The following is a 26,760-nucleotide window of genomic DNA, read 5'->3' as shown; positions in this document are numbered from 1 at the left end:
GCGCTGCCGGCGAGGGGACCCCGGCAGCGATTCGAGACCAGAAGGAGCGAGACCCGAATGCCCATGGACGCCCACGATATCGAGGCGATGATCAAGGCGGCGATCCCCGATGCCGAGGTGACCATCCGTGACCTCGCCGGCGACGGCGATCACTATGCCGCGACCGTGATCTCGGAATCCTTCCGCGGCAAATCCCGCGTCCAGCAGCACCAGATCGTCTATCAGTCCCTGCGCGGCCAGATGGGCGGCGTGCTGCACGCGCTGGCGCTGCAAACCGGCGTGCCGGGCGCCTGACCTGATCGCGCGACGGGAGACGACGATGGCTGCGGACAATTCTCGCGGCGCGATGTTTCGCGTCATCGTGCCGAACCAGCACAGCCGCGTCACCAATGTCGAGCTGTTCTTCGACCTCGTCTTCGTCTTCGCCGTCACGCAGGTGTCGCATACGCTGCTGCACCATTTCACGCCGCTCGGCGCGGTGCACGTCACGGTGCTGTTTCTCGCGGTGTGGTGGGTGTGGGTCTACACCGCCTGGGTCACCAATTGGCTCAATCCGGAGCTGACCCCGGTCCGCGTCATGCTCTTCCTGATGATGCTGGGCGGGCTGGTGCTGTCGACGACGATTCCGACCGCTTTCGAGGGGCGGGGCCTGTGGTTTGCGATCGCCTACGCGGCGATGCAGCTCGGGCGCACCGCCTTCTGGCTGTTCGCGACGCCGCGGCATCGGACCGCGGTCCGCCACAACGCGATCCGCATTCTGAGCTGGCTCTCGATCTCCGCGGCGCTGTGGATCGCGGGCGGCCTGTCCGAAGGCGAGACGCGGCTATGGCTGTGGATTGCGGCGGTCACGTGGGAATACGTCTCGCCGGCGGCGCGCTTCTGGGTTCCCAAACTCGGCTTCTCGTCGGTCGAAGCCTGGGCCGTCGAGGGCGGCCACATGGCCGAGCGTTGCTCTCTCTTCGTCATCATCGCGCTCGGCGAAGCCGTCGTCGTCAACGGGGCGACCTTTGCCGAGCTGGAGTGGACCGCGGACAACATCATGGCCTTCGTCTCCGCATTGGTCGGCGCCATCGCGATGTGGTGGGTCTATTTCCACAAGGGCGCCGAGGCCGGCTCGGAGCGGATCTCGAAGTCCGCCGAATCCGGCCGCCTGGCGCGGCTCGCCTATACCTATCTGCACACGCCGATCATCGCCGGCATCATCCTGACCGCGGTCTCGGACGAGCTGGTGCTGAAGCACCCGACCGGCCATTCCGATATGAGGACGGTTCTGAGCACGATCGGCGGGCCGCTGGTGTTTCTGATCGGCACCATCCTGTTCAAGCACGCGATCCGCGGCTTCCTCCAGCTCTCGCACGGCATCGGCATCATGCTGCTGCTGGTGCTGTGGTGGTTCGCAGCCGACCTCCCGCCGCTCTGGCTGTCGATCGCGTCGACGGTGATCATGATCGTCGTCGCGGTGTGGGAATCGGTTTCGCTGGGGGCGGACAGAGAAGAGGCCAAGGAACATTGAACTGCGAGCGGCCTGAGCAAGCGCCTCGTCCTTCGAGACGACCGCTGCGCGGTCTCCTCAGGATGAGGCTATTTGGCGTCGGCGCTCGTTGAAACTGCCTGCCACGCACTCCGTCCTCATCCTGAGGAGCCCGCCTAAGCGGGCGTCTCGAAGGATGCGCTGCGGGGAAAGCGCTCTCGCGGATAACCGCCGGAGCGTTTACTCCGCCACCTCCAGCGCATGCACCGAGAACATCTTCGCCGCATCCGTCCAGCTCTCGCGCACCCGCCAGCCGGCGCCCTGTGCCAGCGCAGCAAAACGCTCGATGCTGTATTTGTAGCTGTTCTCGGTGTGGATGCTCTCGCCGGGGCGGAACGAGAAGCTGGTGCCGAGCAGGCGCACGGTCTGGCTCTTCCTGCTGATCAGATGCATCTCGATGCGGTGCCGCTCGCGATTGTAGATCGCGCGGTGGGTGAAGGCGGAGAGGTCGAAATTGCCGCCAAGCTCGCGGTTGATCCGCACCAGAACATTGAGGTTGAATCGCGCGGTGATGCCGGCGGCATCGTTATAGGCATCGTGCAGCACCCGCTCATCCTTTTCGAGGTCGGCGCCGATGATCATCTGCGCGCCCCGGCCCAGGATCTGGCGTGCGCTCTTCAGGAAAGCCTGGGCTTCATGCGGCTCGAAATTGCCGATGGTCGAGCCGGGGAAGAAGCCGACCTTGGGCATCGACGCGACCGCCCTCGGCAACTCGAACGGCGTGGTGAAGTCGGCAGCCACCGGATAGATGCCGAGCGAGGGGAAATCGCGCTTCAGGCCGTTCGCCTGCGCCTTGAGGAAGTCGCCGGAGATGTCGACGGGGACATAGGCCGCAAACCTGCAATGGTTGAGCAGCAGGCGGACCTTCGTCGTCGCGCCGGCGCCGAACTCGACCAGCGCGGCATGCTCGGGAATGATCTTTGCGATCTCGCTGCCACGATCCTTCAGGATCGAGAGCTCGGTCCGCGTCGGATAGTATTCCGGCAGGCGCGTGATTGCCTCGAACAGCTCCGATCCGGTCGCGTCGTAGAAATATTTCGGCGACAGTGTTTTGGGCTGCTGCGAGAGGTCCTTGATCGCCTCGCGGGCGAAGGCGGTGGTCTGCTCGTCGGGAAGATGGGCTTGGGCCAAAGCGCTGGCGTGCACATTCATGATACTCTCCTGAACGCGCTGTCCGGCGCGCATTTGTCGTCGGATGAGAACTAGTCGTAATCGGCGAGCCGCAGTCCCGTGAACTGCCAGCGGTGGTGCGGATAAAAGAAGTTGCGATAGGTGATACGGCTGTGGCCTTCCGGAGTTGCAAGCGAAGAGCCCCGCAGCACCAGCTGGTTGACCATGAACTTGCCGTTGTACTCGCCGAGCGCGCCTTCGATGGCGCGGTAGCCGGGGTAGGGTGCGTACGAGCTGCGGGTCCACTGCCAGACGATGCCGAAGGCATCGTTGAGCTGGCCGGCGCGGGCCGCGACCTCCCACTCCATCTCGGTCGGCAGATGCTTGCCGGCCCAGCGCGCGAAGGCGTCGGCCTCGTAGTAGCTGATATGACAGACCGACGCGGTGGGATCGACCGGCTTCACACCGGCCAGCGTCATCACGTGCCACTGGCCATCGATCTCGCGCCAGTGACCCGGGGCCTGCCAGTCTTCCTGGCTGGCTGCAGCAAAGCCGTCCATCAGCCACAGCGTTGCGGTCCGGTATCCGCCGTCCCGCATGAAGGCCAGCCACTCGGCATTGGTGACGAGATTGCGCGCGACCCGGACCGGGCCAACCAGGGCGCGATGCGCCGGCTTCTCATTGTCGAAATGAAAGCTGTCGTCGACATGGCCGACGGTGTGGATGCCCTCGTTCAGCGTCAGCCAGTCATCGCCGGCGCGCGTCGCGGCCGGAAAGCGCCAGTCCGGGTCGTAGGCCGGATAGACGGGGTTCTGCGCGAAGGCGTGCAGGATGTCGGTGAATATCAATTCCTGGTGTTGCTGCTCGTGGTTGAGCCCGACCTCGACCAGCGCTGCGATCGCGCGAAGCTTGTCTTCCCCGGCCTCGCGGAAGAATTTGACGACGGCCGCATCGACATAGTTGCGATAGACGCCGACCTCGTTTGCGCTGGGACGGGTGATATCACCGCGATGATTGCGCGCGTGACGCGGGCCGGCGCTGACGTAATAGGAATTGAACAGGAATGCGAAATCGGGGTGGAACGGCCGGTAGCCGGCCGCGTGCTCGCCGAGCAAAAATTGCTCCCAGAACCAGGTGGTATGGGCCCGGTGCCATTTCGTCGGGCTCGCATCGGGCATGGACTGGATCTGCTGGTCCTCCGGCGACAGCGGCGCAGCCCGGCGTTCGGTCTCGTTGCGGACGGCGAGAAAAGCATCTTCCAGCCGCTGGGCGAGGTTACCGGCGGAGGACAGTGACGAAAGCGAGGTGGCGGCCGTAGCGGAGGCTTGTTTCGTCACGTTTTTCTCCAGACAGGACAAGAGAACGTTGTTGGCGTTGCCCGGTTCCAAAACCTGGGTTCGTCCTAGATAGGGGCTCCGTTACGGTATGAAAGTCCTCCCCGGCGATGATATTGATGTCATCAGCCTATGGATCTGGCTGGGGGGCAAACCGGCCAGCGGGGCGTGTCGCCGCCATTTTACTTTGGATGCACAACGGTTTGGGCTACATATATAGGCAGGTATCGGGTTAGATCGGCGGAGCCAGCCCGAATTGATTGGTGAGGGCTCCGCCCCAGAAGGACACGGAAATGAGCATCGAGGAATTCATCGCCAACGAAGTGAAGTCGAACGACGTGGTTCTGTTCATGAAGGGCACGCCGCAATTTCCGCAGTGCGGTTTCTCCGGCCAGGTCGTCCAGATCCTCGACCATATCGGCGTCGGCTATAAGGGCCTCAACGTTCTCGAATCCGCCGAACTGCGCAACGGCATCAAGACCTTCTCCAACTGGCCGACCATCCCGCAGCTCTATGTGAAGGGCGAGTTCGTCGGCGGCTGCGACATCGTCCGCGAGATGTTCCAGGCCGGTGAATTGCAGCAGCTTTTCACCGAAAAGGGCGTCGTCGTCGCGGCCTGATAGGTGACCCAGCTGACGCTCCGGATCGGCGGCGCCGAGCTCGAGGTCATTGTCGCAGACATCACCACACTGAGCGTTGACGCCATCGTCAACGCGGCCAACACGTCGCTCCTTGGTGGTGGCGGCGTGGATGGTGCGATCCATCGGGCCGCAGGGCCCGATCTGGTCGCCGAATGCCGCATGCTCCACGGCTGCAAGACGGGTGATGCCAAGATCACCAAAGGCTACCGGCTCAAGGCTGCCCATGTGATCCACACCGTCGGACCGGTCTGGAATGGCGGCACGCTCGGAGAGGACGATCTGCTCGCGTCCTGTTATCGCCGCTCGATGGAGCTGTGCGGGAAGCACAAGCTGACCTCGGTGGCATTCCCCGCGATTTCGACCGGCATTTTCCGCTTCCCCGCCGGCCGGGCGGCCGATATCGCCGTTCGTACCACAATCGAAGGGCTCGCCGTGGCGCCGTCCGTGGCCCGCGTGGTGTTCTGCTGCTTCGCCGAGCCGAGCGCCAAGCTCCATGCCGAGGCACTTGCGCGACACGCCGGCCCTTGTGCCTGATGACGCGGTCGGTACACTCCGCCGGACCATGTTCCGGGGAGGGGATATGATTTCACAGTCTGGACTGCGTGCGCTGGTCTGCGGCGCGCTGGTGTCGCTCGGTGCGATGTCGCTGGCGCGAGCGGAGGGCACCTACGAGATTCCGGCCGGTGCGCATTTCAATCAGGACAAGCTCGGCAAGATCAGCGAATTCTTCAAGAACGAGGTTGCGACCGGCAAGATCGCCGGCGCGACCGTGCTGATCCGGCAGCATGGCAAGCCGGTCTATCACGAAGCCTTCGGCGTGCAGGACGTGGTCAGCAAGGCGCCGATCACGGACAAGACCATCTTCCGCCTGTTCTCGATGTCCAAGGCAATCACTTCGGTGGTCGCGATGCAATTGGTCGAGGACGGCAAGATCAAGTTGGATGATCCCGTCTCGAAGTACATTCCGTCCTTCGCCAACGTGAAGGTTGGCGTCGAGAAGAAGGCGGAGGACGGCACCAAGTCGCTCGAGCTGGTGCCGCCGAACCGGCCGATGACGGTGCACGATTTGATGACGCACACCTCCGGCATCACCTACGGCTTCTATGGCGACAGCCTGGTCCGCAAGGCCTATCGCGATGCCAACATCTACGCGGGCGATTTCGACCTCGCCGAGTTCGCCGAGCGTATTGCCAAGCTGCCACTGCACAACCAGCCGGGCGCGCTCTGGCAATACGGCCATTCCACCGACGTGCTGGCACGCGTGATGGAGATCGCGGCCGGCAAGCCGCTGATCGACATCATGCGGGAGAAGCTGCTCGATCCGCTCGGCATGGTCGACACCGGCTTCTTCGTCACCGCTCCCGAGAAGCAGAAGCTTCTGGCGCAGCCGGTGCCGAACGACAGCGACTTCCGCGTTGGCCGGATCAACGATCCGACCGTGGTCAAGAAGATGCAGTTCGCCAGCGGTGGCATGGTGACGACCATGGCCGATTATGAGCGCTTCGCGCAGATGCTGCTCAACGGCGGCAGCCTCGACGGCAAGACCATTCTCAAGCCCGAGACGTTCAAGCTGATGACGACCGATCAGCTCGGCCCCAAATCAGGCGTCGACCGCGACTATTTCTATTTCCCCGGCGACGGTTTCGGCTTCGGCCTCGGGCTCGCGGTGCGCACCGATCCCGGCAACGCCAAGCCGCCGCCGCCCGGCAATCTCGGCGAGTTGAAATGGGACGGCGCCTCCGGCTGCTATTTCGTGATCGATCCCAAGCAGGACATGTTCTTCGTGCTGCTGGAGCAGACCCCGACCGAGCGCCAGCGCGTGCAGCGGACATTGAAGCAGCTGGTCTATGAAGCCATGGAGAAGTGACATGTTCGGGCGCCGCGCGCTGATCGCGGCGCTCGCCTTTCTGTTCGGTGTCGTGAGTGCGCAGGCGAGCTCCGAGCGCGCCGCGCGCAACTTCTCGCCCGAGGGCCTGGCAAAGGTTTCCGACTACATCCGGAACGAGATCGCCACCGGCAAGATTCCCGGCGCCATTCTGCTGCTCCAGCAGCATGGGAATCCGGTCTATTACGAGAATTTCGGCGTTCGCGATGTCGCGACCGAGAGTTCGATGAGCGCGGACACGATCTTCCGTCTCTATTCGATGTCGAAGCCGATCACATCAGTCATGGCGATGATGCTGGTCGAGGAGGGCAAGCTCGCGCTCGACGATCCGGTCTCGAAATACATTCCTGCTTTCGCCGGCATGAAGGTCGGCGTGGAGAAGAAGGCCGAGGATAGCAAGGTCGCTCTGGCGCTGGAGCCGCTGGAGCGTCCCGTCACGATCAAGGACCTCTTGCGCCACACCTCGGGGCTGCCTTACGGCTATCATGACGGCGGCGCAGTGCGCGAGCTCTATGCCGAAGCCAATCTCTTCAACAGTAATCTCAGCAATGCCGACTTCGCCGCGAAAATCGCCACGCTGCCGCTGGTCGAGCAGCCGGGCACGGTGTGGGACTACGGCTTCTCCACCGACGTGCTCGGCCGCGTCGTCGAGGTGATCTCAGGAAAGACGCTGCTCCAGTTCGAGAGGGAATGGCTGCTCGATCCGCTCGGCATGACCGAGACGGCATTCTTCGTCGCCGATCCCGCTAAATTCCCGCGCATTGCCGAGCCGATGCCGGAGGATCGCAACATCAATCCGACGACGCAGGTTCGCGATATCAGGCGGCCGGTGAAGTGGGAATCGGGCGGCGGGGGGATGGTCGGCACAGTCGGCGACTACGCCCGCTTCGCGCAGATGCTGCTGAATGGCGGCAGCTATGAAGGCCGGCGCTATCTCAAGCCCGAGACCATCGCGCTGATGGCGTCGGATCACATCGGGCCGGAAATGAAGATCGCGCGCGATCAGAACTATTATCCGGGCGGCAGCTCCGGCTTCGGCCTCGGCTTTGCGGTGCGCACTTCGGTGCCGCCGGGGACGTCATGGCCGCTTGGCGAATATCGCTGGGACGGCGTCGGCGGCACCTTCTTCTTCATCGATCCCGAAGACGATCTGTTCGGAATCTTCATGGTGCAGACCCCGTCGCAACGCGGCCGGATCCAGCTGGCGTTGAAGACGCTGATCTATCAGGCGATGGGGCGGTGATCACGCCCCGCGCACGATCTCTCTGACGTACCCGATCGTCTCCTCGATCTGGGCCGCATTGACGTCGAGATGGGTGCAGGCGCGGATGCGGCCGTCCATCATCGCAAGCGTCACGCCGCGCTGGCGCAGCGCTGCAACCATCTTGTCGCCGGCAATGCCGGCGCCGTCGGGCTTGAAAAACACGAGATTGGTCTCGGGCTCCTGCACCTCGACGCCGGGGATCTGCGACAGCCCGCGGGCGAGCGCGCGCGCATTGGCGTGGTCGTCGGCGAGGCGGTCGACGTGATGGTCGAGCGCGTAGATGCAGGCGGCGGCGCAGATGCCGGCCTGCCGCATCGATCCGCCGAGGCGCTGCTTCCACTGCCAGACCGCATCGATGAAGGCGCGCGAGCCCGCGAGCACCCCACCGATCGGCGCGCCCAGGCCTTTGGAGAAGTCGATCCAGGCCGAGTCCCAGCCGGCGGTCATGTCGCGCGGAGAGATGCCGCTGGCGACGGTGGCGTTGAGCAGGCGCGCGCCGTCCATGTGGGTGACGAGCCCGTGCTGCTTGGCGATCGCGACGATCTCGTCGAGCACGGCCTTCTTCCAGATCGTGCCGCCGCCGATATTGGCGGTCTGCTCGACGCTGACGACGGTCTGCGGCGGCTGGTAGCGCGTGCGGGGATGCAGGGCTTTCCGGAACGTCTCCGGCGTGAACTGGCCGTCGGGACCCCTAAGCTGCGTCACCTGAAAACCGCCGATCGCGGCATGCGCGCCGCCTTCGCGGGCAATGATGTGCGCGGTCTCGTGTGCCAGGATCTCGTCGCCGGGACGGCAATGCACCAGGGTCGCGGTCACGTTGCACATCGTGCCCGAGGGCATATAGACCGCGGCTTCCTTGCCCATCAGCGCGGCGACGCGCTCGCACAGCGCATTCACGGTGGGATCGTCACCGACCTGCTCGTCGCCGACCTCTGCCCGCGCCATGGCGTCGCGCATCGCGGCCGTCGGCTTCGTCTGCGTGTCCGAGAGCAGATTGATGCGCACCGGCGGCGCCTTGGGATCGATGGGGGGAGGGGTGTAGAGCATGCGACGCCTCCTGCAGGCATGACGGCCACTGAAGTGTGGCTCTTAAGCAAAAAGGCCCCGGCGAACCGGGGCCTTCGATATTCAGATCTTAGCGCGAATAGAATTCGACGACCAGATGCGGCTCCATCTGCACCGGGAACGGCACGTCGGAGAGGCCGGGGATGCGCACGTACTTCGCGGTCATCTTGCCGTGGTCGACTTCGAGATAGTCGGGAGTGTCGCGCTCGGGGAGCTGGCTGGCTTCGAGCACATGGGCGAGCTGCTTGGAGGCTTCCTTGACCTCGATCACGTCGCCGACCTTGAGCTGATAGCTCGAGATGTTGACCTTGCGGCCGTTCACCTTGATGTGGCCGTGGTTGATGAACTGACGCGCGGCGAAGATCGTCGAGACGAACTTGGCGCGGTACACGACCGCGTCGAGACGACGCTCCAGCAGGCCGATCAGGTTCTCGCCGGTGTCACCCTTGAGGCGGCTCGCCTCGACATAGATGCCGTGGAACTGCCGCTCGGAGATGTTGGCGTAGTAGCCCTTCAGCTTCTGCTTGGCGCGCAGCTGCACGCCGAAGTCCGAGAGCTTGCCCTTGCGGCGCTGGCCATGCTGGCCGGGGCCGTATTCGCGGCGATTCACGGGGCTCTTCGGGCGGCCCCAGATGTTCTGGCCCATACGGCGATCGAGTTTGTACTTCGCCTCACTGCGCTTAGTCATCGCGTCCTCTTCAGGTACATGGTTTGAGGAAACGCGCCCTCCTGTGTGACGGGCTAGCCCGGCACTGACAGGTCCGATCCCCAAAGCTTCAAGGGAGAGGACCACGGGTCGCGAAACGCTTCGCGGGCCGAAATCGGCCCGCGAGCAGGCGGCTTTTAGGGGAGTTTGGGCCGTTCTGTCAATGCGAATGGGCCCGGAATCATGTCCCGACCACTCTTATCGGCTTCGCGCCGGCCGCCCGCAATTCGGCAGCGATTTCAGTGTTCAGGACTTGTTCCAGCCGGGTCAGGACCCGGGCGATCGGGGCCGCATCGGTAACCCGGTGGTCCCAGCGGATCACGACATGAATGGTCTGGTCCGGCTCAACCAGGCCGTAGCTGACGATGAAGGGGCCCGGTGTGATCGGGTGGAGCTCGCCGCCGCCATAGGCGGCCACCGAGCTCACCGCAAAGCTGCCGAACCAGTTGCCGCGCTGGCGCCCGAAATTGAGGCCGATCGCCCAGGACAGGCGCCGCAGCGGTAGCGGCAGCCGGGTTGCCCGCATGATCTTCCGGAACATCGGGACGTCTGCGATAGGCGCCGTCTTGCCGCGCCGGATCTCGGCGTCGACCGCGGCCAGCGCCATGGCCTCGGGGGCCGCGATTCGCTGCGGCATCACGCATTCCTCGCCATCCTCGACCCGGGCGATCGCCACCGACGCCACGCTGTTCGGCAATTCGTAGAACGTCGGCCACGGCCATTTGGCGTAGACAGTGCGCAGGATCGGCTCGTCCCTGGCGACCAGGGCGAACGCCTTGACGAAGGTCGCAGCCCAGCCCGCTGGCGCGGCAGCTGCGGCGCGTGCCTCGAGCAAGGGGCGGATATTGAGTGAACGGGAAAGCGAAACGAACGGCACGTCCATCGACGCGCGCATGAGGTCGCAAATCAAGCGGCGCGGCAGCGAAATGGGCTTTGGCGTCCCCCGCATCGGTCTTCGGTTCCCATAGATGAAAAAATGTGCAGCGAGCGGGCTCCCGCTCGCCGTTCCTTTAGCACGAACCAACCCGCCAGGGGTTGAACGGTTCGACCAGTCAGGGAGCCGGCGAAGCCAGCGGCTTGGTCTTGTCGACGACGTAAACTCCCAGCACTTTCATGGCCTTATCGCCATGAGCCTTGGCGTCGTGCACGACGCCTGCCGGGATCTGGTAGGAATCACCGGCTTTCAGGGTTTTCTCCGGCTGACCGTCGATCAGGAGGTTCAGCTCGCCTTCGAGCACGTAGCCGGTCTCGATTCCCGGATGGGTATGGCGTCCGGCCGAGCCTCCCGCCGGGACTTCCGCGATGGCGGTGATGGTATTGTAGCCGTCCGGAAATTCGACCTTCTGGAGCGGGGTGCGCTTGATGCCGGGCTGCTGGGCGAAGGCCGCGAAGGCAAGGCCGGTAAAGGTCAGAGCGAGCAAAGTCTTCTTAAGCATGGTTTTCCTCCCGATGCGGCCGACCCTAGCAGGGCCGCAGTTCCCGGCAAGGTGGCAATCAGCCTGCTCAGCGCCTGATGCCCTCGAACGCCGCCAGGATGCCGCGCTGGAGCAGCGACCAGTCGAAGCCGAGCGCGATAGCGCGGTAGCCGCGGTCGACCAGGGCGTTGGCCTGGTCCGCGGTGCGGGCCACGCCGCCGATCGGCACGCCGCTTCTGAGGATGCCGGCCTCGGCGCGCGCGACCAGCTCCAGCAGCTCCGGATCGTCCATCTGTCCGCGCTTGTTGATGGAGGTGGCGAGATCGCCAGGGCCGATCACCGCGACGTCGATGCCCGGCGTCGCCATGATCTCGTCGATGCGGTTGACGGCATCGACATGCTCGATGGTGATCATGCAGATCATCTCGTCGTCGGCGCTCGCCATGTAGTCCGGCATCGACTGGCCCCAGCGGAACGGGGCGTGGAACGGGCCCCAGAGCCGGTCGCCGCGCGGCGGGTAGCGCACGCTGCGGACCGCCTTCTCGGCATCACTGCGGTTCGTGATCATCGGAAAGTTGATGCCGAAGGCGCCGATGTCCATCGGGGCTTTCGCAAGCCACGGCTCATTCGCCGCGATCCGAACCAGGGGCGTGCACGGCGTGCCGGTCGTTGCCGCGATCATTGCGTGCGCTTCGGTCAGCCCGATGGGACCATGCTCGAGATCGACGATGATCCAGTCGAGCGAGCGCGCCATGATCTGCACCATCTGCACGCTCGGGATGGTCGCTATCGCGCCGAAAGCGGGGCGGCCATCGCGCCACAATTGGCGGAGGCGGTTGAGCGGCGGGGTCTGGACCGACATGGAAAGGCCTGCGGTGAGGTGACGACGGCAAAACCTAGCAGCGCGGCGCCGATGCGCAAAGTCAGGCCAGCGCGCGGCCGCCGAAGAACGGCGTCAGCGTGGCCGAAAGGCCGTGCACGCGGTTCGAGGTGAAGATCATCTCGGCGCCGGCCTGTGCGATGCCGCCGATGCGCGGGCCGAGCAGATCCGAGACGCGGCGGGCGATCGCCGGCGCGGGATCGATCCAGTCGACCGGCCAGGGCGCCAGCCGCTTCAGCCGGTCGAGCAGCAGCGGATAATGTGTGCAGGCGAGCACGACGGTGTCGGTGCGCGAGGTCGCGTCTTCGCCGACGAAGCAGGGGGCGAGTTCGGCCAGGATGTCGCCGTCGCTGACGGAAGTGCCGCTGAGCTCAGCTTCAGCCAGCGAGGCAAGCTCGGGCGAGCCGACCAGCGTCACCTCGCAGCCCTGCGCGAAATCGCGGATCAGGGCCTTGGTGTATTCGCGCTTCACCGTGCCCTTGGTGCCGAGCACCGAGACGCGACGGGTCCTCGATTGCGCGCAGGCCGGCTTGATCGCCGGCACCGTGCCGACGAAGGGCACCGAATAAGCGGCGCGCAAGTGGGACAGGACCAGGGTGGACGCCGTGTTGCAGGCGATGACGACGATATCAGGGTCATGCGTGCCGATCAGTTCACCCATCAGCGGCACGACGCGGGCGATGATCTCGTCCTCGCTGTGGTGGCCGTAGGGGAAGAAGGCGTCGTCGGCGACGTAGGCAAAATGGGCGTCCGGACGCGCGGCGACAACCTCGCGGAGCACCGTAAGCCCGCCAAGGCCGGAATCGAACACCAGGATCGTCGGAGAATTGGTCACGTCATTACCCTAGCCCGCCATGGTTACCATTCGGTTTTTAGGGCGATTTTGCGGCGGTGCCGTTTGGGGGAGGCTGGACGCGCTGCGGACAGGAAAAACCCGGCTGGATGGGCCCGGCTCTGCAGCGCGCCGTCGCCGAGGGCGCTGCGCTGCGTCCTGGGCACAAGACCGAGATCCCACCCCTGGCAATGGCTGCTATATGCGTCGTCACGACGTGCCCAACTTACCGCTGCAGGAGGCCTCATGCTCACCGTCCATCACCTCGGCAAGTCTCAGTCCGAGCGCATCGTCTGGCTGTGCGAGGAACTGGGGCTTCACTACGAGCTGAAGCGCTATGCCCGCGATCCCGTCACCATGCTGGCGCCGCCGGAGTACAAGGCGCTGCACCCGAGCGGGGCAGCGCCCGTCGTGACCGACGGCGATCTCGTGCTCGCGGAGTCCGGCGCCATCGTCGACTACATCGTCGCAAAGTACGGCAACGGCCGTCTGGTGCTCGGCCCCAATGATCCCGCCTTCCCGCAGTTCCTGTACTGGCTTCACTTCGCCAATGGCACCTTGCAACCCGGCATGGGGCGGATGATGATTCTGAACCGGCTCGATCTTGCACAGGACAACCCGACCCTCGTTGCCATGAAGGGACGGCTCGATCGCTCCTACGATCTCCTCGACGCGCACCTTCGCGACGCCGAATATCTGGCGGGCAACGCCTTCACCACCGCCGACATCATGATGGGCTTTTCGCTGACGACGATGCGCTACTTCCAGCCCTATGATGTCCAGCGCTGCCCGAACGTGGTCAAATATCTCGGCCGCGTCAGTGCCCGCCCGGCCTACCGGCGCGCGATGGAGAAGGGCGATCCCGGCATGGCGCTGCTGCTAGGCTGAGCAGCGGCGATCACGCGATCCTGTTCGTCGTGGCCGCCCGCTCCGTGGCGAGCTGCTTCTGCAAACGATCGATGTTCTGCAGCAGGCGCTGGCTGGTCAGGACCAGGAAGTAATAGCCGAACTGCGGGTCCTGGAAGTAGATCTCGAGCAGCCGGTCATAGGTGATCGTCAGCACCTGACCGTCCTCGACGCATTCGATGGTTCCGGTTCGCCGGTTGTCGGGCGTCAGGAAGCCGAGCTCGCCCATGAGAGCTCCGGGCCCGATCTCGACATTGATCTCCTTGACCAGGAACTTGCCGGTGACCGTGAGGAGCATCTCCTTGGCGGGATCGCCCAGTTTGAACAGCGTATCGCCGCTTCGATATTTGCGCTCGGTCATGAATGGCTTGAGCCATTCGATCGACATGTCGCCTTCGGCGGCATGGCGCGCCTTCTTGACCAGCTTGAGCATCTGCCGCAGCCGAAGGGCGTTGATCGGAAGCATCAGCAGATAGAGCAGGAACGTCGCGACGTTGGCGGAGAGCGCGCCGAAGACGGCGAAGAATACGCAGCCGATCATGTTGGCGACGCGCAGCGGCACCATCGTTCGCATCAAGAGGGTGGCGACGAAGAAGCCGGCCCCGACCACGGCGAACAGATTGGCGAACGTGATGTTGTGGACGAAGATCTCCAGCAGCCGGTTAAAGATCGCGTCGTAGGTGACGTCGTTGGGATCGAGGCCCATCTGCACCAGGATTTTCGCGATTCTGAGATTATCCGTCGCCGCCTCAAGAATGCGGTCGAGGATCGAGGAAATGTCTGCGCTGCCGGACGGCATGGTACTAACCCCGCGTAAGGCTTTCAGTCCTGGTCGGTATGCTCGACACGTATAGCCGAAATCGAATGACGGCCGCCTGAAATGAAGCCTTTGGCCGTCACGCCGCAAGAGGCAAATTTTAGCCTGATCGGGCGTTTCGGCAATTGCCCGTTGGTTGTGCGTCCGGCCGCAACGCGGCCGTGATTCGGGGCGGGCTTCGGCGTCGCGGAACGGCCGGATGCCCCGGGTGGGGCGCGTCTGACGATCTTCGCCTTATGGCTTGGCGGCGGGTTGGATGACCTGCTGCTCGACGAGGCCAAGACGTCCGGGCAGCGAGCCGGCGCGCAGCAGCATGGCGACGCTGTTCGCCTCTTCCAGAGTGAAGTTGCCGGAAATCTGGCCTGAGCCGCCGGTGATGGGCTCGCGGATCACGGGGGCGGAGATCACCTTGTCGTCGAGCGCGATGGCGAAGGGCATTCCAACATTCTCTGCGGTGATGTGAGCGAAGCGCCGCGTACCGCGGCCGTTGAAGCGGAACGAGGCGATCGGCTCCTTCGTGTCGCTCGTGAATCCCGGTCCCGCGTAGCTGATGTCGTCACCGTCGAGCGCGCTGGCCTTGACGAGATAGGGACGCTTGTCCTTGAAGCCGAACATGACTTCCGTGCCCGCCGGAGGCGTGCCGGATTGCGCCTGCTCCGCCGACATTGTGACATCGATCAGGCGGAAGCTGACCTTGACCTTCCTGGCGAAGATCGCGGTGATGCGCTCGGGCTCCATCGTACCCGGCAGGAAGATGCGGATGCGGTCGGTTCCCTCAGGCTGGACGCTGGCAAGTGTGACGCCGGCGTCCTTGAGGCGCTGCTCGATCATGGCGATGGAATCCTCGACGAGATCGCGCAGCCGTGCGGCGGATGCGGCATCGGTCGGCGCAAGCCTGGTCAGCCCGTCTCCGGCGTCGGTCACGGCGAGCGCGTGCGTGGGCAATCCCTCTGCCGCCGAGGCGAGCTTGCGCGTGAGCAGTTCGCGGCCCTTGGCGTCCGCGATCTTGACATCGACGCCGCCGTCACGAATCGCAAGGCCGGAGAAGGCGATCCGACCCTCGCGCAGGGTCTTGTAGACGTCGTCGCGCAGATCCGTAGTGACCGCCTCCCGCAAGGCGTCAGTGTCCACCTTGTAGATGATGCGCGATCCGCCCAGCTTCTCCATCTTGTCGGTGATGAATGCCGCGATCTTGGCGCGCATCTTGTCGAGCTGACCGTCCGCGGCGAGCGCCGCGCGGGGCAGCGCGATCGTCGATGCGATGATCCCCGATGTTACGGCAAGCGCGAGGAGCAGCGGAGTGATGCGATCTCGCAGGGGCGTGGTCATGGTGTCCTCGCGTCTCGCGGCGCGCCGTCCGGCGAAGCCGCTGCTGCCTGTTGGTCCGCCTACGGCGCGAGGAAGTTCACCTTTCGAGTAAGGTTAGATAAAAACGAAACATACCAATTGGTTGCGCTCGTAACCGGGATACAAATTTGCGTAACCGGGATACGTATGGTAGCTTGATGTTTCGCAAAGCGAGTGGCCGATGATCCCTGCGAATAAACGCGTCAGAAAATATCGCAGCCAGGGTGGTGCGGCCGACCTCGTGCGCGTCGAAGTCCTGATTCCGCCGGCTGCACGCGATGAAGTCCTGGCGCTCGCCTCGCGCATGCGGGCGGAGCATCGGCTGACCAAAGAACTGCAGTCGCTGCTCGACAATGCGCTCCGTCTCTACGGACCGCGCATTCTCGACAATGTCGATCTCGATCGGCTTCCCGATCTGCGGTCCCGCGCCGCCGTCGCCGCGCGTGCCATGATCGAGCGCGGCGATGCGCGCGCTTTTGCGATGGGCAGGAAGATACTCGACCGCGTCAACGCCAGGGAGAACTGAGATGGCTCTCAGCAAACTGCAGAGCGACATTTTGCGGCTTCTCGCCAAGAATCGCTCGGACAGCAGCTATCTTGCCGGCGGCCTGATGCTCAACAAGGACTGGGACCGACGATCCGACGACATCGACATCTTCCACGATACGGATGAAGAGGTGACCGAGAGCGCAAGGGCCGATCTTGCCGTCCTCGATACTGCCGGCTTCAAGACGCATCGCGACTTCATCATCTATGGCTGCGTGGATGCGACCATCTCGCGCGCTTCCGAAACGACCGTCATCCAGTGGTTCGCGGAGACGCGACTTCGCTTCTTTCCTCTCGTAAAGGACAAGCAATGGGGGGCGCGGCTCCATCAGGCAGATCTTGCCGTCAACAAGGTGCTCGCTGCCGCAGGTCGCTCCAAGGCGCGCGACATCGCCGATCTCGTCGCCATCGGCCACGACTATTGCCCGCTCGGGCCGCTCGTGCTTGCCGCGGCTGGCAAGCCGCCCAATTTCTCTCCGCGTCGAACCACCGACGAAATTCGCCGGCACGCGTTGTCGATCCCGGCCGAGGAGTTCGCCGCTGTGAAAGGCCTGCCATCCGAATGGTCAGCGGCTTTCATTCGCGACGAGGTCCTTCGTCTGATCGAAGCTGCGGACCGCTACGTGATGACCGCACCGCCCGAGATGACGGGAATACTCGCCGTGGACAAAGAGGGCGTGCCGACCGAAATGTCGGACCTAAATCGTGCGGACGCAATTCTGCGTAAGGCAACCGCCGAGCCCGAAGTGATGCCTGCGCCAGCCGATTTCAACGCGGTAGGCTGGTCGCCGGATCGTCCATAGATTCACGCCGGCGTCTCGCCGTGTGAGCTTGTTGCAGCCGGCCATGGACGAACGCCAAATCATCCATCATTCTGTCCGCGCCGGGCCGGCCATCGGTCGGGGCCGCGCCGACCCAAAATGTCAAAAGACAGGGGGCGGGGACATGTATCTGAGGGAGGACGGAATTCCATGGCGGGCATCCACGCGCTCGATCGGCTCATTGGCAATGACTATCCGGATCTTTTGACCGACGAGGAGGTCCGGGCGTTCGAGCGGGTACCCTATGCGGACCGCATCGCTGCCGAGAGCACGTTTGACGCCATCAAATTGGGCGCGGCGCGCAATCCCGACGGTGCGGCGATCCAGTTTCTGCAAAACGCTGATCCCGCCGACACGCCGCTAGTGGTCACCTATCGCGATTTCATTGCGCGCGTCACGCAGGCTGCCAACATGTTTCACGCGCTCGGCGCGGAGAAAGACGACGTCATCAGCTTCATGCTGCCGCTGGTGCCGGATGCCTTCGTGACGCTGTTCGGCGCGGAGGCCGCCGGCATCGCCAATCCCGTCAATCCGCTCTTGGAGCCGCACCAGATTGCGGAGATCCTGGAAGCTGCGAACACCAAAATCCTGGTGGCGCTCGGGCCGATGCCGGGCACCGACATCTGGCAGAAGGTCGAGCAGATCCGCCCGGAACTCAAGCACCTCAAGGCGATCGTGCAAGTGTTCGGCGGCGGCGAGCCGGCGAATGGCATCTTTGCTTTCAGCGACCTGATCAAGCAACAGCCGTCGGATCGGCTTGTCAGCGGGCGCAAGATTTCGGGTGCCGACATCGCGGCCTATTTCCACACCGGCGGCACCACCGGCACGCCCAAGCTGGTGCGGCACACGCATACCAACCAAGTCTATCAGGCATGGGCGCTCAACCTGCTGCTGAGAGCGAAGCCCGGCGCCAATTTGCTGTTCGGCATGCCGCTGTTTCACGTCGGGGGATCGCTGACACAGGTGCTGACGATGCTGTCGAGCGGCGGCTCGCTGGTCGTGCTATCGCCGAGCGGCTGGCGCAATCCGAGTGCGGTGAAGAACATCTGGCGCCTGGTCGAGCGCTTCAAGCCGGAAGCGCTGTCGAGCGTGCCGACGGTGCTCGCCGCAACGCTCGCGGTGCCGCCTGATCATGCCGACATCTCCAGCCTGAAATATGCCGCCGGCGGCGGCTCGGCGATCCCCGTCGCGGTCGGCTCGGCGATCCAGGACAAGCTGAGGCTGCCCGTGGTCGAGGTCTACGGCATGACCGAGACCTCGAGCGTGCACACGCTGGCCTATCCATCACGGCCGATCCGGCTCGGGTCGGTCGGCCTTCCCATGCCTTATGCGCGCGTGCGCATCGTGCAACTCGATGCCGATGGCCGCCTGATCCGCGACTGCGCGCCTGATGAGATCGGCGTCGTCATCATGGCAGGGCCCGGCGTATTCGGCGGCTATCTCAACGACGAGCACAACAAGGGCGCCTTCGTCGACGAGGTCTGGGTCAATTCCGGCGATCTCGGCCGGCTCGACGCCGACGGCTATCTCTGGATCACCGGTCGCGCCAAGGATCTCGTGATCCGTGGCGGCCATAACATCGATCCCGCGCCGGTCGAAGAGATCATGTTCCGGCATCCCGCGGTCGGCTTCGCCGCCGTCGTCGGCCAGCCCGACGCCTATGCCGGCGAACTGCCGGTGGGCTACGTGCAGCTGAAGCCCGGCGCGACCGTGGAGCCCGGCGAACTCGAATCCTGGGTTCGCGAGCGCACGCCGGAGCGGGCCGCTGTCCCTGTGCAAGTCATTCCGATCGACCCGATGCCGGTGACCGGCGTCGGCAAGGTGTTCAAGCCGCAGTTGCGCTGGGACGCGGCTGAGCGCGTGTTCACCAAGGTGCTCACGCCGCTGGTCGAGCGCGGCATCGATTGCAGGGTCAAAGTCGGTGCCCATGGCAGTCACGGATCGATCGCCACCGTGACCCTTGCCGGCCTGCCGTCGGACCAGCGCGAGGCGGTTGCGAGCGAGGTACACGCGCTGCTTGCACCCTTCGTGATGCGCCACGAGGTGGTGCAAATGTAGCGGCCCCGAAAGACGGCGGCGTCACCTGGAAAGACCAGGGTGACGCTTCGCCGCATTATCCTTACCCCCGTTAGACCGGCTTGTGTGACGGAAATCACATAGGAAGAATTAGCAATCGGCGACGCTAGCGAATAGTCTCAGGGAATTGCATCCGGGGGGACGCAAGTGATTCCGTTTCGGCTATTTGCTGTGTTGATATTTGCGATTGGCTTTGCCTGCGGACCGGCGCATGCCGACCGCCGGGTTGCGCTCGTGATCGGCAATTCTGCCTACAAGAGCGCGCCCAAGCTCAGCAATCCCGTGAACGATGCCACGCTGGTCGGCGGCATGTTCAAGAAGGCGGGCTTTGATTCCGTCGACGTCAGGCTGGATCTCAGTGCCAGCGAGATGCGGCGCATGCTGCGCGAGTTTGCCGGCAGGTCGCGCGATGCGGACATGGCGGTGATCTATTACGCCGGCCACGGCATCGAGCTCGATGGAGCCAACTATCTCATTCCGACCGACGCGACACTGGAGACGGATGGCGACGTTCTCGACGAGACCATTCCGGTCGAACGCGCGCTGTTCGCGGTCGAGCCGGCCAAGCAGCTGCGCCTGATCATCCTGGATGCCTGCCGCGACAACCCCTTCGCCAAGTCGATGAAACGCACGCTGGCTTCACGTGCCGTCGGGCGCGGCCTGGCCAAGGTCGAGCCGACCAGCCCGAACACCATGATCGCCTTCGCGGCCAAGGCAGGATCGACGGCGTCCGATGGCGATGCGCGAAACAGTCCGTTCGCCGCTGCGCTGGTCGAGCATCTGCCGAAGCCGGGCCTTGATCTGCGCAAGGCCTTCGGCTTCGTGCGCGACGACGTGCTCAAGACTACCGGCTACAAGCAAGAGCCCTATGTCTATGGCTCGCTCGGGGGCGACGACGTGCCCCTCGTCGTGAGGCCGGCCGCGACCGGTCCGCAGGCCAACCCGCAGGATGCCATTCGCAGGGATTACGAGCTCGCGCTTCAGCTTGCGACGCGCGACGGCTGGGAAGCGTTTCTGGCGGCGTATCCGGACGGTTTCTACGCCAACCTGGCCAAGGGCCAGTTGAACAAGATCGGCGCCGAAGAGACGCGCGCGTCGGCCGAGCAAAAGGCCAAGGCGGCCGAGCAGGAAAAGACGAGGCTGATCGCCGAGCGCGCCCAGAAGGCCGAGCAGGAGAAGGCAGCAGCAGCTGCCAAGGCGGCGGAAGAGGCGCGGATCGCCGCAGAGAAGCAAAAGCAGATCGAGCAGGCGAAAGCGGAAGCGGCCGAGCACCAGCGCAAGGTAGCTGAGGCGGCGGCTGCGAAGGCGCTTGCCGAGAAGCAGGCCTTGGAGAAGGCCAAGGCCGAGCTTGCCGCAAAGCAGGCGGCGGAGAGGGCTGAGCAGGCCGCCAAGCCGACGGCCGATCGGCAGATGCCCGAAGTCGAGAACCAGAAAGTCGCTGCGCTCTCGCCCCCGCCGGCATCGACGTTATCGGCGGCTGATCTGACAAAATCCGTGCAGAGCGAATTGCGCCGCGTCGGCTGCCTGTCCTCCGTCGCAGACGGCGACTGGAGCGCGACGTCGCAGCGCTCGCTGGCGCTGTTCAACAAATATGCCGGCACCCAGCTCGACGTGAAGCTCGCCAGCGTGGATGCGCTCGACGCGCTGAAGGCGAAGCCGGGGCGGGTCTGCCCGCTTGTTTGCAATTTCGGCTTCAAGGCCGACGGCGACCAATGCGTCAAGATCACCTGCCGCGCCGGCTATCGCGTCGGCGACGACAACGAGTGCGAGAAGGTCCAGGAGAAGAAGCCGGTCGCGACGCGCGAGGAGTCGCGGAGGCGGGATACGGATCGAAAGCAAAGGGAGGCCGCGCCGGCCGCGCCGCAAGCCTCGGGACAGATGATCTGCAATGCCGCCGGATGCAGGCCGATCGCCAAGGGATGCCGGCTCGGGACCGCTAATCATCCTTCCAATCCCGCGGCTAAGATACCGGCTGAAATATGCAACTGATGATGAAGCACATCTTTCGGGCTTGCTCCATCGCGCTGACGGCCCTTGCTTTTTTTGCTCTTGCAGGCTGTCTCGCCTGCAGCCCGGCGCTCGCCGACAAGCGCGTCGCGCTCGTCATCGGCAATTCCGCTTACAAGAGCGTGCCGAAGCTTGCCAATCCGGCGAATGACGCCGGCTTGATCGGCGGCATGTTGAGGAAAGCCGGCTTCGACACGGTCGATGTCAGGCAGGACTTGAACGCGTCTGAAATGCGCAAGGCGCTGCGCGAATTCGGCGGGCGGACCCGGGATGCCGATGTCGCGGTCATCTACTATGCGGGCCACGGCATGGAGGTGGACGGCACCAACTACCTGATCCCGACCGATGCCGCGCTCGAGACCGACACCGACGTCTACGACGAGGCGTTGCCGATCGATCGCGTGCTGGTGAGCATCGAGCCTGCCAAGCAGCTTCGGCTCGTCATCCTCGATGCGTGCCGAGACAATCCCTTTGCGAAGACGATGAAGCGCACGGTGGCCTCGCGCGCGATCGGCCGCGGCCTCGCCAAGGTCGAGCCAACCACTCCGAACACGATGATTGCGTTTGCGGCCAAGGCCGGTTCGACGGCGTCCGATGGAGACTCCCGGAACAGCCCGTTCGCCACGGCGCTCGCGGACCACCTGCCAAAGCCCGGCCTGGATCTGCGCAAAGCGTTCGGCTTCGTGCGCGATGACGTGCTGAAGAGCACCGCGAACAAGCAAGAGCCCTTCGTGTATGGCTCGCTCGGCGGCGACGACGTGCCGCTCGTTCCTGCCAAGCCCGTTGCGACCGGCCCGCAAGCCAATCCGCAGTCTGAGCTCAGGCGAGACTATGAACTTGCGCTCCAACTCGCTACGCGCGACGGCTGGGAAGCGTTCCTGGCGCAATATCCTGAGGGATTCTATGCGAATCTCGCCAAAGGCCAGTTGAACAAGATCGGCGCCGAAGAGACGCGCGCTGCGGCCGAGCAGAAGGCCAAGGCGGCCGAGCAGGAAAAGGCGAGGCTCGTTGCCGAACGCGCCCAGAAGGCCGAGCAGGACAAGGCGGCCGCTGCGGCCAAGGTTGCCGAAGATGCCCGCATTGCCGCAGAGAAGCAGAAGCAGATCGAGCAGGCGAGGGCCGAGGCGGCCGAGCAGCAGCGAAAGGTCGCCGAGGCGGCCGCAGCGAAGGCATTGGCCGAGAGGCAGGCGGCGGAGAAAGCCAAGGCCGAGCTTGCCGCGAAGCAGGCGGCAGAGAAGGCGGAGCAGGCCGCGGCCAGGCCCGCCGCCGATCGGCAGCTGCCGGAGGTCGAAAATCAGAAGGTTGCCGCGCTTTCGCCGGGGCCGACTTCAACGTTGTCTGCAGCTGATCTCGCCAAATCCGTGCAAAGCGAACTGCGTCGCGTCGGCTGCCTGACCTCGTCTACGGAGAGCGAGTGGACGGCGGCCGCGCAACGTTCGCTGACTTTGTTCAACAAATATGCCGGCACGCAGTTCGACGTGAAGCTCGCCAGCGTCGACGCGCTCGACGCACTGAAAGCAAAGCCGGGACGCGTCTGTCCGCTGGTGTGCAATTTCGGCTTCAAGGCCGATGGCGATCAATGCGTGAAGATCACTTGCCGCGCCGGCTATCGTCTTGGCGACGACAATGAGTGCGAGAAAGTATCCGAGAAGAAGCCGGTTGCCACGCGTGAGGATACGAGGAAGCGCGACCAAAGCCGAAAGGAAGCGGAAACCGCTGCCCCAAAATCGGAAGCCTCAGGACAGATAATCTGCAGGAGTGGTGTATGTAGGCCGGTCGCGAAAGGATGTCGCATCGTGCGAGATCCTACCCCGGGTGGCGCGGGCATGGGTCAAGCGGAAGTGTGCAACTAGCCTTCGAATGGTCACATGAAATGCATCAAGGCTGACAGGTAATGTGCGTGAATATTGTTCGATCTTTCTGCGCTTTGATCGTTGCCACTCTCGTAACTTGCGCGTCGGCGCAGGCCGAGAAGCGCGTCGCGCTCGTGATCGGCAATTCGGCCTACAAGAACACGCTGCGGCTCACCAATCCCGTGAACGATGCCGCCCTGATCGGTGACATGTTCAGGAAAGCCGGCTTCGATGCAGTCGACGTCAAGACAGACCTCAATGCCTCCGAGATGCGGCGGACGCTGCGTGACTTTGCCGGCAGGGTCCGCGACGCCGACATGGCGGTGATCTACTACGCCGGGCACGGCATCGAGCTCGACGGCAGCAACTATCTCATCCCGACCGACGCGATGCTGGAGACCGACGGCGACGTTCTCGACGAGACCGTTGCGCTCGATCGTGCGCTGTTCGCCGTCGAGCCGGCCAAGCGGCTGCGCCTCGTCATCCTCGACGCCTGCCGCGACAATCCCTTTTCCAAGACCATGAAGCGGATGGTGGCCTCGCGCGCCATCGGGCGCGGGCTTGCCAAGGTGGAGCCGACCAGCCCGAACACGATGATCGCGTTCGCGGCCAAGGCGGGATCGACGGCGTCCGATGGCGATTCCCGCAATAGCCCCTTCGCCACGGCGCTGGCCGAGCACCTGCCGAAGCCTGGGCTTGATCTGCGTAAGGCGTTCGGCTTCGTGCGGGACGACGTCCTGAAGGCCACCGGCAGCAGGCAGGAGCCCTATGTCTACGGCTCGCTCGGCGGCGACGACGTACCGCTGGTGCCGGCGAAGCCGGTCGCCGTTGCGGGACCGCAGGCCAATCCACAGGACAGCGTGCGCAGGGACTATGAGCTTGCGCTTCAGGCCGGCCTGCGTGAGGCCTGGGAAGCTTTCCTGCAGACCTATCCGGACGGCTTCTACGCCAACCTCGCCCGCGTGCAGTTGAAGAAGATTGCCGCCGAGGAGGAGCGCACGGCGGCGACCGAGAAGGCCCGGCTGGCCGAGCAGGAGAAGGTGAAGCTCGCCGCCGAACGAGCCCACAAGGCGGAGCTGGAAAAGGCCGCCGCTGCCGCCAAAGCCGCCGAGGACGCGCGGATCGCGGCGGAGAAGCAAAAGCAGATCGAGCAGGCGAAGGCCGAAGCGGCCGAACGCGAGCGCAAGGTAGCCGAAGCCGCGGCCGCGAAGGCGCTCGCGGAGAAGCAGGTCATGGAGAAGGCGGCGGCCGACGCCGCCGCGAAGCACGTTGCGGAAAAGCAGACCAGTGATGCCGAGAGCAAGAAGGTTGCAGCGCTTTCGCCGCCGCCGAGCTCCGCTCCGGCGCAAGATCTGCCGAGATCCGTGCAAGTCGAGCTGCGGCGCGTCGGCTGCATGAAGGCCGAGCCGTACAGCGAGTGGAGCGAGACGGCGCAACGCTCGCTGACGCTGTTCAACAAATACGCCGGCACCAAATTCGATGCGAAGATTGCGAACGCCGATGTGCTGGACGCCCTCAAGGGAAAGTCGGGGCGGGTGTGTCCCCTGGTTTGCGATCACGGTTTCAGGGCGGATGGAGACCAATGCAGCAAGATCGTGTGCCGTGCTGGTCACCGTATCAGCGACGACAACGAATGCGAAAAGATCCCGGAGAAGAAGCCCGTCGCGACGCGCGATGAACCCGCAAGGCGTGACTCGGACCGGAAAAAGAGTGAGTCATCGCCGGCTGCTTCACAAGCGAATTCGTCCGGCCAGATCGTATGCACGAATGCCGGCTGCCGGCCCCTTCGTCCCGGCTGCAAGCTGGGACGATCGCCGAGCGTTGCCATTAACGGTGGCGGCTTGACCGAGGTCTGCAATTGAAGCGGCTCCCGCTGATGCGAGGGATTACCCCGCCGGCATCCGCGTCTCGACCAGACGCGCCCAGAACGAGGCGCCGTGGCCGAGGATGTTGTCGTTGAAGACATAGGACGGGTGGTGGCACTCGTTGCCGTCGCCCATGCCGACCAGCACCATCGCGCCGGGACGCGCTTCCAGCATGAAGGAGAAATCCTCTGCGCCCATCATCGGGATGAACTTGTCGTTGACGCGATCGGTGCCGACGATGTCGCGGGCGACGTCGGCGGCAAGGCCGGCCTCGCGCGCATGGTTCATCGTCACCGGATACATCCGCGTGTATTTCGTCTCGGCCGAGCCGCCATAGGCGCGGGCGACGCTCTCGGCGACTTCGCCGATGCGGCGCTCGACGAGATCGCGCACCTCGGGATCGAGCGTGCGCACGGTACCGCCTAGCTCGGCGACCTCCGGAATGATGTTGAAGGCGGTGCCGGAGTGGAATTGCGTGATCGAGATGACGGCCGACTTCAACGGATCGACGTTGCGCGCCACGATCGATTGCAGCGCGTTGACGATCTGCGAGCCGATCAGCACGCTGTCGACGGATTTGTGCGGACCCGCGCCGGCGTGGCCGCCCTTGCCGTGGACGGTGATCTGGATGTTGTCGGAGGAGGCGAGCATCGCACCGGGGGTCGTGGCGAAATGACCTTCCGGCAGGCCCGGCATGTTGTGCATGCCGTAGACCTCCTGGATGTTCCAGCGCGTCATCAACCCGTCCTCGACCATGGCCTTGCCGCCGCCGCCTTCCTCGGCGGGCTGGAAGATCATGATCGCCGTGCCGTCGAAATTGCGCGTCTCGGCGAGATATTTGGCGGCACCCAGCAGCATCGCGGTGTGGCCGTCATGGCCGCAGGCGTGCATCTTGCCGGGGACCTTCGACGCATAAAGCACGCCCGAGGTCTCCATGATCGGCAGCGCGTCCATGTCGGCGCGCAAGCCAATGGTCTTGCCGGAGGCGGATTTGCGGCCGCGGATCACCCCGACGACGCCGGTGCGGCCGATACCCGTCACCACCTCGTCACAGCCGAACTCGCGCAACTTCTCGGCGACGATGCCGGCGGTGCGGTGGACCTCGTAGAGCAATTCGGGGTTCTCGTGGAAGTCATGGCGCCAGGCGGCCATTTCGTCGGAGAGGGCGGCAACGCGGTTGACGATGGGCATGAAAGGGTCCGTTTCTTCTGTGTTCGCAGGGGCGATGGGCTGGAAGCGTACTCCGCGGCATCGCGGTCCGCAAATGGTCGCCGGGCTTTCGTCGCCCCGCTCCGTGGCTATAAGGTGCGGCAGCGATCCGCCGGGGACGAGGGCAGGCCATGAAGTTCGGACGCGACATTCTTGTGCTGGCGGCCTGCTTCTCGATCATGGCGCGCCCGGCCTTCGCCTGCGATGTCGGCCCGGCCACTGCCGCGATTGGATCGATCAGTCAGAAGATCCAGGCGGGCCAGATCAAGCGGATCGATCTTCTGAAGATCTCCGATCGCCTGCTCGCCAGCATTCCAATCTCGCCGGAGCATTTTTCGAGCTACGCGAGTGAACGCAAGACGCAGGTTCTGACCGCGACCGACGCGACCGAACTGGCGGCAGCCGTCAAGGCGCTGGCGCCCGTACAATTGTCTTACCAGCCCGATTTGCGCTGGCAGCTCGTCTTCCTCGATGACGCTGGCAACAAGCTGCACACGATCTTCTTCAGCAAGCGCTACGTGCAAGGGCGCGGCCGCGCGGGCTATGTCGACGGCAATATGTGCGGCTTCATCACCGCCACCATCGGCAGCCCAGCGCTCGTGAAATGGCTGCAGAAGCGACTATAGACCGCAATTGCACGAGCCCCGGCC

The 26,760-nt window shown here is 64.4% G+C and carries 25 protein-coding genes; 14 read left to right on the top strand and 11 right to left on the bottom strand.

Annotated elements, in window-relative coordinates:
• Positions 1 to 57: 57 nt before the first annotated feature.
• Together XI03_RS24735 and XI03_RS24730 are read left to right on the top strand one after the other, a co-directional pair.
• Entirely contained in the window at positions 58 to 294 is a 237-nt protein-coding gene (locus XI03_RS24735) for a BolA family protein (protein ID WP_018316584.1), read from the top strand.
• A gap of 25 nt (positions 295 to 319) precedes the next feature.
• Positions 320 to 1,513: a low temperature requirement protein A gene (locus XI03_RS24730; protein WP_271593572.1), complete on the top strand. Its 1,194-nt coding sequence runs from the start codon at positions 320 to 322 to the stop codon at positions 1,511 to 1,513.
• A 198-nt stretch (positions 1,514 to 1,711) separates the two neighbouring features.
• On the opposite strand, the gene egtD is transcribed toward XI03_RS24730, so the two are convergent.
• Positions 1,712 to 2,683 carry an L-histidine N(alpha)-methyltransferase gene (gene egtD, locus XI03_RS24725; protein ID WP_271593571.1) on the bottom strand — a complete coding sequence of 324 codons (972 nt, stop codon included), beginning with the start codon at positions 2,681 to 2,683 and terminating at the stop codon, positions 1,712 to 1,714.
• A gap of 50 nt (positions 2,684 to 2,733) precedes the next feature.
• Positions 2,734 to 4,029, bottom strand: a complete 1,296-nt coding sequence (egtB, locus tag XI03_RS24720; RefSeq protein WP_161966416.1) for an ergothioneine biosynthesis protein EgtB — start codon at positions 4,027 to 4,029, stop codon at positions 2,734 to 2,736.
• Between the two features lie 239 nt (positions 4,030 to 4,268).
• Here egtB and grxD point away from each other — a divergent pair, with 239 nt between their 5' ends.
• The 4 genes from grxD to XI03_RS24700 are packed head-to-tail and all read left to right on the top strand — an operon-like array spanning position 4,269 to position 7,744.
• Entirely contained in the window at positions 4,269 to 4,595 is a 327-nt protein-coding gene (grxD, locus tag XI03_RS24715) for a Grx4 family monothiol glutaredoxin (protein ID WP_018316580.1), read from the top strand.
• Between the two features lie 3 nt (positions 4,596 to 4,598).
• On the top strand, positions 4,599 to 5,150 hold the full coding sequence (locus tag XI03_RS24710) for an O-acetyl-ADP-ribose deacetylase (RefSeq protein ID WP_271593570.1): 552 nt from the start codon (positions 4,599 to 4,601) through the stop codon (positions 5,148 to 5,150).
• 46 nt (positions 5,151 to 5,196) lie between these two features.
• Positions 5,197 to 6,483 (top strand): serine hydrolase domain-containing protein, encoded by a 1,287-nt coding sequence (locus XI03_RS24705; protein WP_271593569.1) that lies wholly within the window; start codon positions 5,197 to 5,199, stop codon positions 6,481 to 6,483.
• 1 nt (position 6,484) lies between these two features.
• The gene (locus XI03_RS24700; protein ID WP_271593568.1) at positions 6,485 to 7,744 is read left to right on the top strand and encodes a serine hydrolase domain-containing protein; all 1,260 of its coding nucleotides are present in this window, start codon (positions 6,485 to 6,487) and stop codon (positions 7,742 to 7,744) included.
• Here XI03_RS24700 and XI03_RS24695 read toward each other — a convergent pair whose 3' ends face one another.
• The 6 genes from XI03_RS24695 to murI form a co-directional block, all read right to left on the bottom strand.
• A complete protein-coding gene (locus XI03_RS24695; RefSeq protein ID WP_271593567.1) occupies positions 7,745 to 8,812 on the bottom strand; it encodes a threonine aldolase family protein in 1,068 nt (355 codons plus the stop codon).
• 88 nt (positions 8,813 to 8,900) lie between these two features.
• A complete protein-coding gene (gene rpsD, locus XI03_RS24690) occupies positions 8,901 to 9,518 on the bottom strand; it encodes a 30S ribosomal protein S4 (RefSeq protein WP_018316575.1) in 618 nt (205 codons plus the stop codon).
• Positions 9,519 to 9,717: 199 nt separating this feature from the next.
• Positions 9,718 to 10,485 (bottom strand): acyltransferase, encoded by a 768-nt coding sequence (locus XI03_RS24685; RefSeq protein WP_271593566.1) that lies wholly within the window; start codon positions 10,483 to 10,485, stop codon positions 9,718 to 9,720.
• A gap of 103 nt (positions 10,486 to 10,588) precedes the next feature.
• On the bottom strand, positions 10,589 to 10,972 hold the full coding sequence (locus tag XI03_RS24680; RefSeq protein WP_028142863.1) for a cupin domain-containing protein: 384 nt from the start codon (positions 10,970 to 10,972) through the stop codon (positions 10,589 to 10,591).
• A 67-nt stretch (positions 10,973 to 11,039) separates the two neighbouring features.
• Complete coding sequence (locus XI03_RS24675) at positions 11,040 to 11,813, bottom strand: HpcH/HpaI aldolase family protein (RefSeq protein WP_028142864.1); 774 nt, start codon at positions 11,811 to 11,813, stop codon at positions 11,040 to 11,042.
• Between the two features lie 61 nt (positions 11,814 to 11,874).
• Positions 11,875 to 12,666 (bottom strand): glutamate racemase, encoded by a 792-nt coding sequence (gene murI, locus XI03_RS24670; RefSeq protein ID WP_028142865.1) that lies wholly within the window; start codon positions 12,664 to 12,666, stop codon positions 11,875 to 11,877.
• A gap of 243 nt (positions 12,667 to 12,909) precedes the next feature.
• Here murI and XI03_RS24665 point away from each other — a divergent pair, with 243 nt between their 5' ends.
• A complete protein-coding gene (locus tag XI03_RS24665; RefSeq protein WP_271593565.1) occupies positions 12,910 to 13,551 on the top strand; it encodes a glutathione S-transferase family protein in 642 nt (213 codons plus the stop codon).
• A gap of 10 nt (positions 13,552 to 13,561) precedes the next feature.
• On the opposite strand, the gene XI03_RS24660 is transcribed toward XI03_RS24665, so the two are convergent.
• Both XI03_RS24660 and XI03_RS24655 read right to left on the bottom strand, forming a co-directional pair.
• The gene (locus tag XI03_RS24660) at positions 13,562 to 14,368 is read right to left on the bottom strand and encodes a Crp/Fnr family transcriptional regulator (protein ID WP_038948040.1); all 807 of its coding nucleotides are present in this window, start codon (positions 14,366 to 14,368) and stop codon (positions 13,562 to 13,564) included.
• Between the two features lie 252 nt (positions 14,369 to 14,620).
• Positions 14,621 to 15,715, bottom strand: coding sequence for a SecDF P1 head subdomain-containing protein (locus XI03_RS24655; protein ID WP_271593564.1), 1,095 nt, complete (start codon positions 15,713 to 15,715; stop codon positions 14,621 to 14,623).
• 199 nt (positions 15,716 to 15,914) lie between these two features.
• Between XI03_RS24655 and XI03_RS24650 the strand changes: the two genes are divergently transcribed.
• The 6 genes from XI03_RS24650 to XI03_RS24625 all read left to right on the top strand — a co-directional run bounded on the left by XI03_RS24650 (position 15,915) and on the right by XI03_RS24625 (position 24,898).
• Positions 15,915 to 16,259 (top strand): hypothetical protein, encoded by a 345-nt coding sequence (locus tag XI03_RS24650; RefSeq protein ID WP_244439158.1) that lies wholly within the window; start codon positions 15,915 to 15,917, stop codon positions 16,257 to 16,259.
• A gap of 1 nt (position 16,260) precedes the next feature.
• Positions 16,261 to 17,082, top strand: coding sequence for a hypothetical protein (locus XI03_RS24645; protein WP_271593563.1), 822 nt, complete (start codon positions 16,261 to 16,263; stop codon positions 17,080 to 17,082).
• 168 nt (positions 17,083 to 17,250) lie between these two features.
• Complete coding sequence (locus tag XI03_RS24640; RefSeq protein WP_271593562.1) at positions 17,251 to 19,158, top strand: acyl-CoA synthetase; 1,908 nt, start codon at positions 17,251 to 17,253, stop codon at positions 19,156 to 19,158.
• A 165-nt stretch (positions 19,159 to 19,323) separates the two neighbouring features.
• Positions 19,324 to 21,165: a caspase family protein gene (locus XI03_RS24635; protein ID WP_442869738.1), complete on the top strand. Its 1,842-nt coding sequence runs from the start codon at positions 19,324 to 19,326 to the stop codon at positions 21,163 to 21,165.
• On the top strand, positions 21,165 to 23,036 hold the full coding sequence (locus tag XI03_RS24630; protein ID WP_271593560.1) for a caspase family protein: 1,872 nt from the start codon (positions 21,165 to 21,167) through the stop codon (positions 23,034 to 23,036). The genes XI03_RS24635 and XI03_RS24630 overlap by 1 nt, the downstream gene beginning before the upstream one ends.
• Positions 23,037 to 23,077: 41 nt before the next feature.
• Positions 23,078 to 24,898 (top strand): caspase family protein, encoded by a 1,821-nt coding sequence (locus tag XI03_RS24625; RefSeq protein WP_271593559.1) that lies wholly within the window; start codon positions 23,078 to 23,080, stop codon positions 24,896 to 24,898.
• A 24-nt stretch (positions 24,899 to 24,922) separates the two neighbouring features.
• Here XI03_RS24625 and XI03_RS24620 read toward each other — a convergent pair whose 3' ends face one another.
• Positions 24,923 to 26,092, bottom strand: coding sequence for a M20 aminoacylase family protein (locus tag XI03_RS24620; RefSeq protein WP_271593558.1), 1,170 nt, complete (start codon positions 26,090 to 26,092; stop codon positions 24,923 to 24,925).
• Between the two features lie 149 nt (positions 26,093 to 26,241).
• Between XI03_RS24620 and XI03_RS24615 the strand changes: the two genes are divergently transcribed.
• Positions 26,242 to 26,736 (top strand): hypothetical protein, encoded by a 495-nt coding sequence (locus tag XI03_RS24615; RefSeq protein ID WP_271593557.1) that lies wholly within the window; start codon positions 26,242 to 26,244, stop codon positions 26,734 to 26,736.
• Positions 26,737 to 26,760 lie beyond the last annotated feature (24 nt).

It is taken from the genome of Bradyrhizobium sp. CCBAU 65884 (assembly GCF_028128835.1).
Classification (GTDB): Bacteria; Pseudomonadota; Alphaproteobacteria; order Rhizobiales; family Xanthobacteraceae; genus Bradyrhizobium; species Bradyrhizobium ottawaense.
The sequence above is the reverse complement of the archived record's forward strand: the minus strand, read 5'-3'. Positions and strand labels throughout refer to the sequence as shown.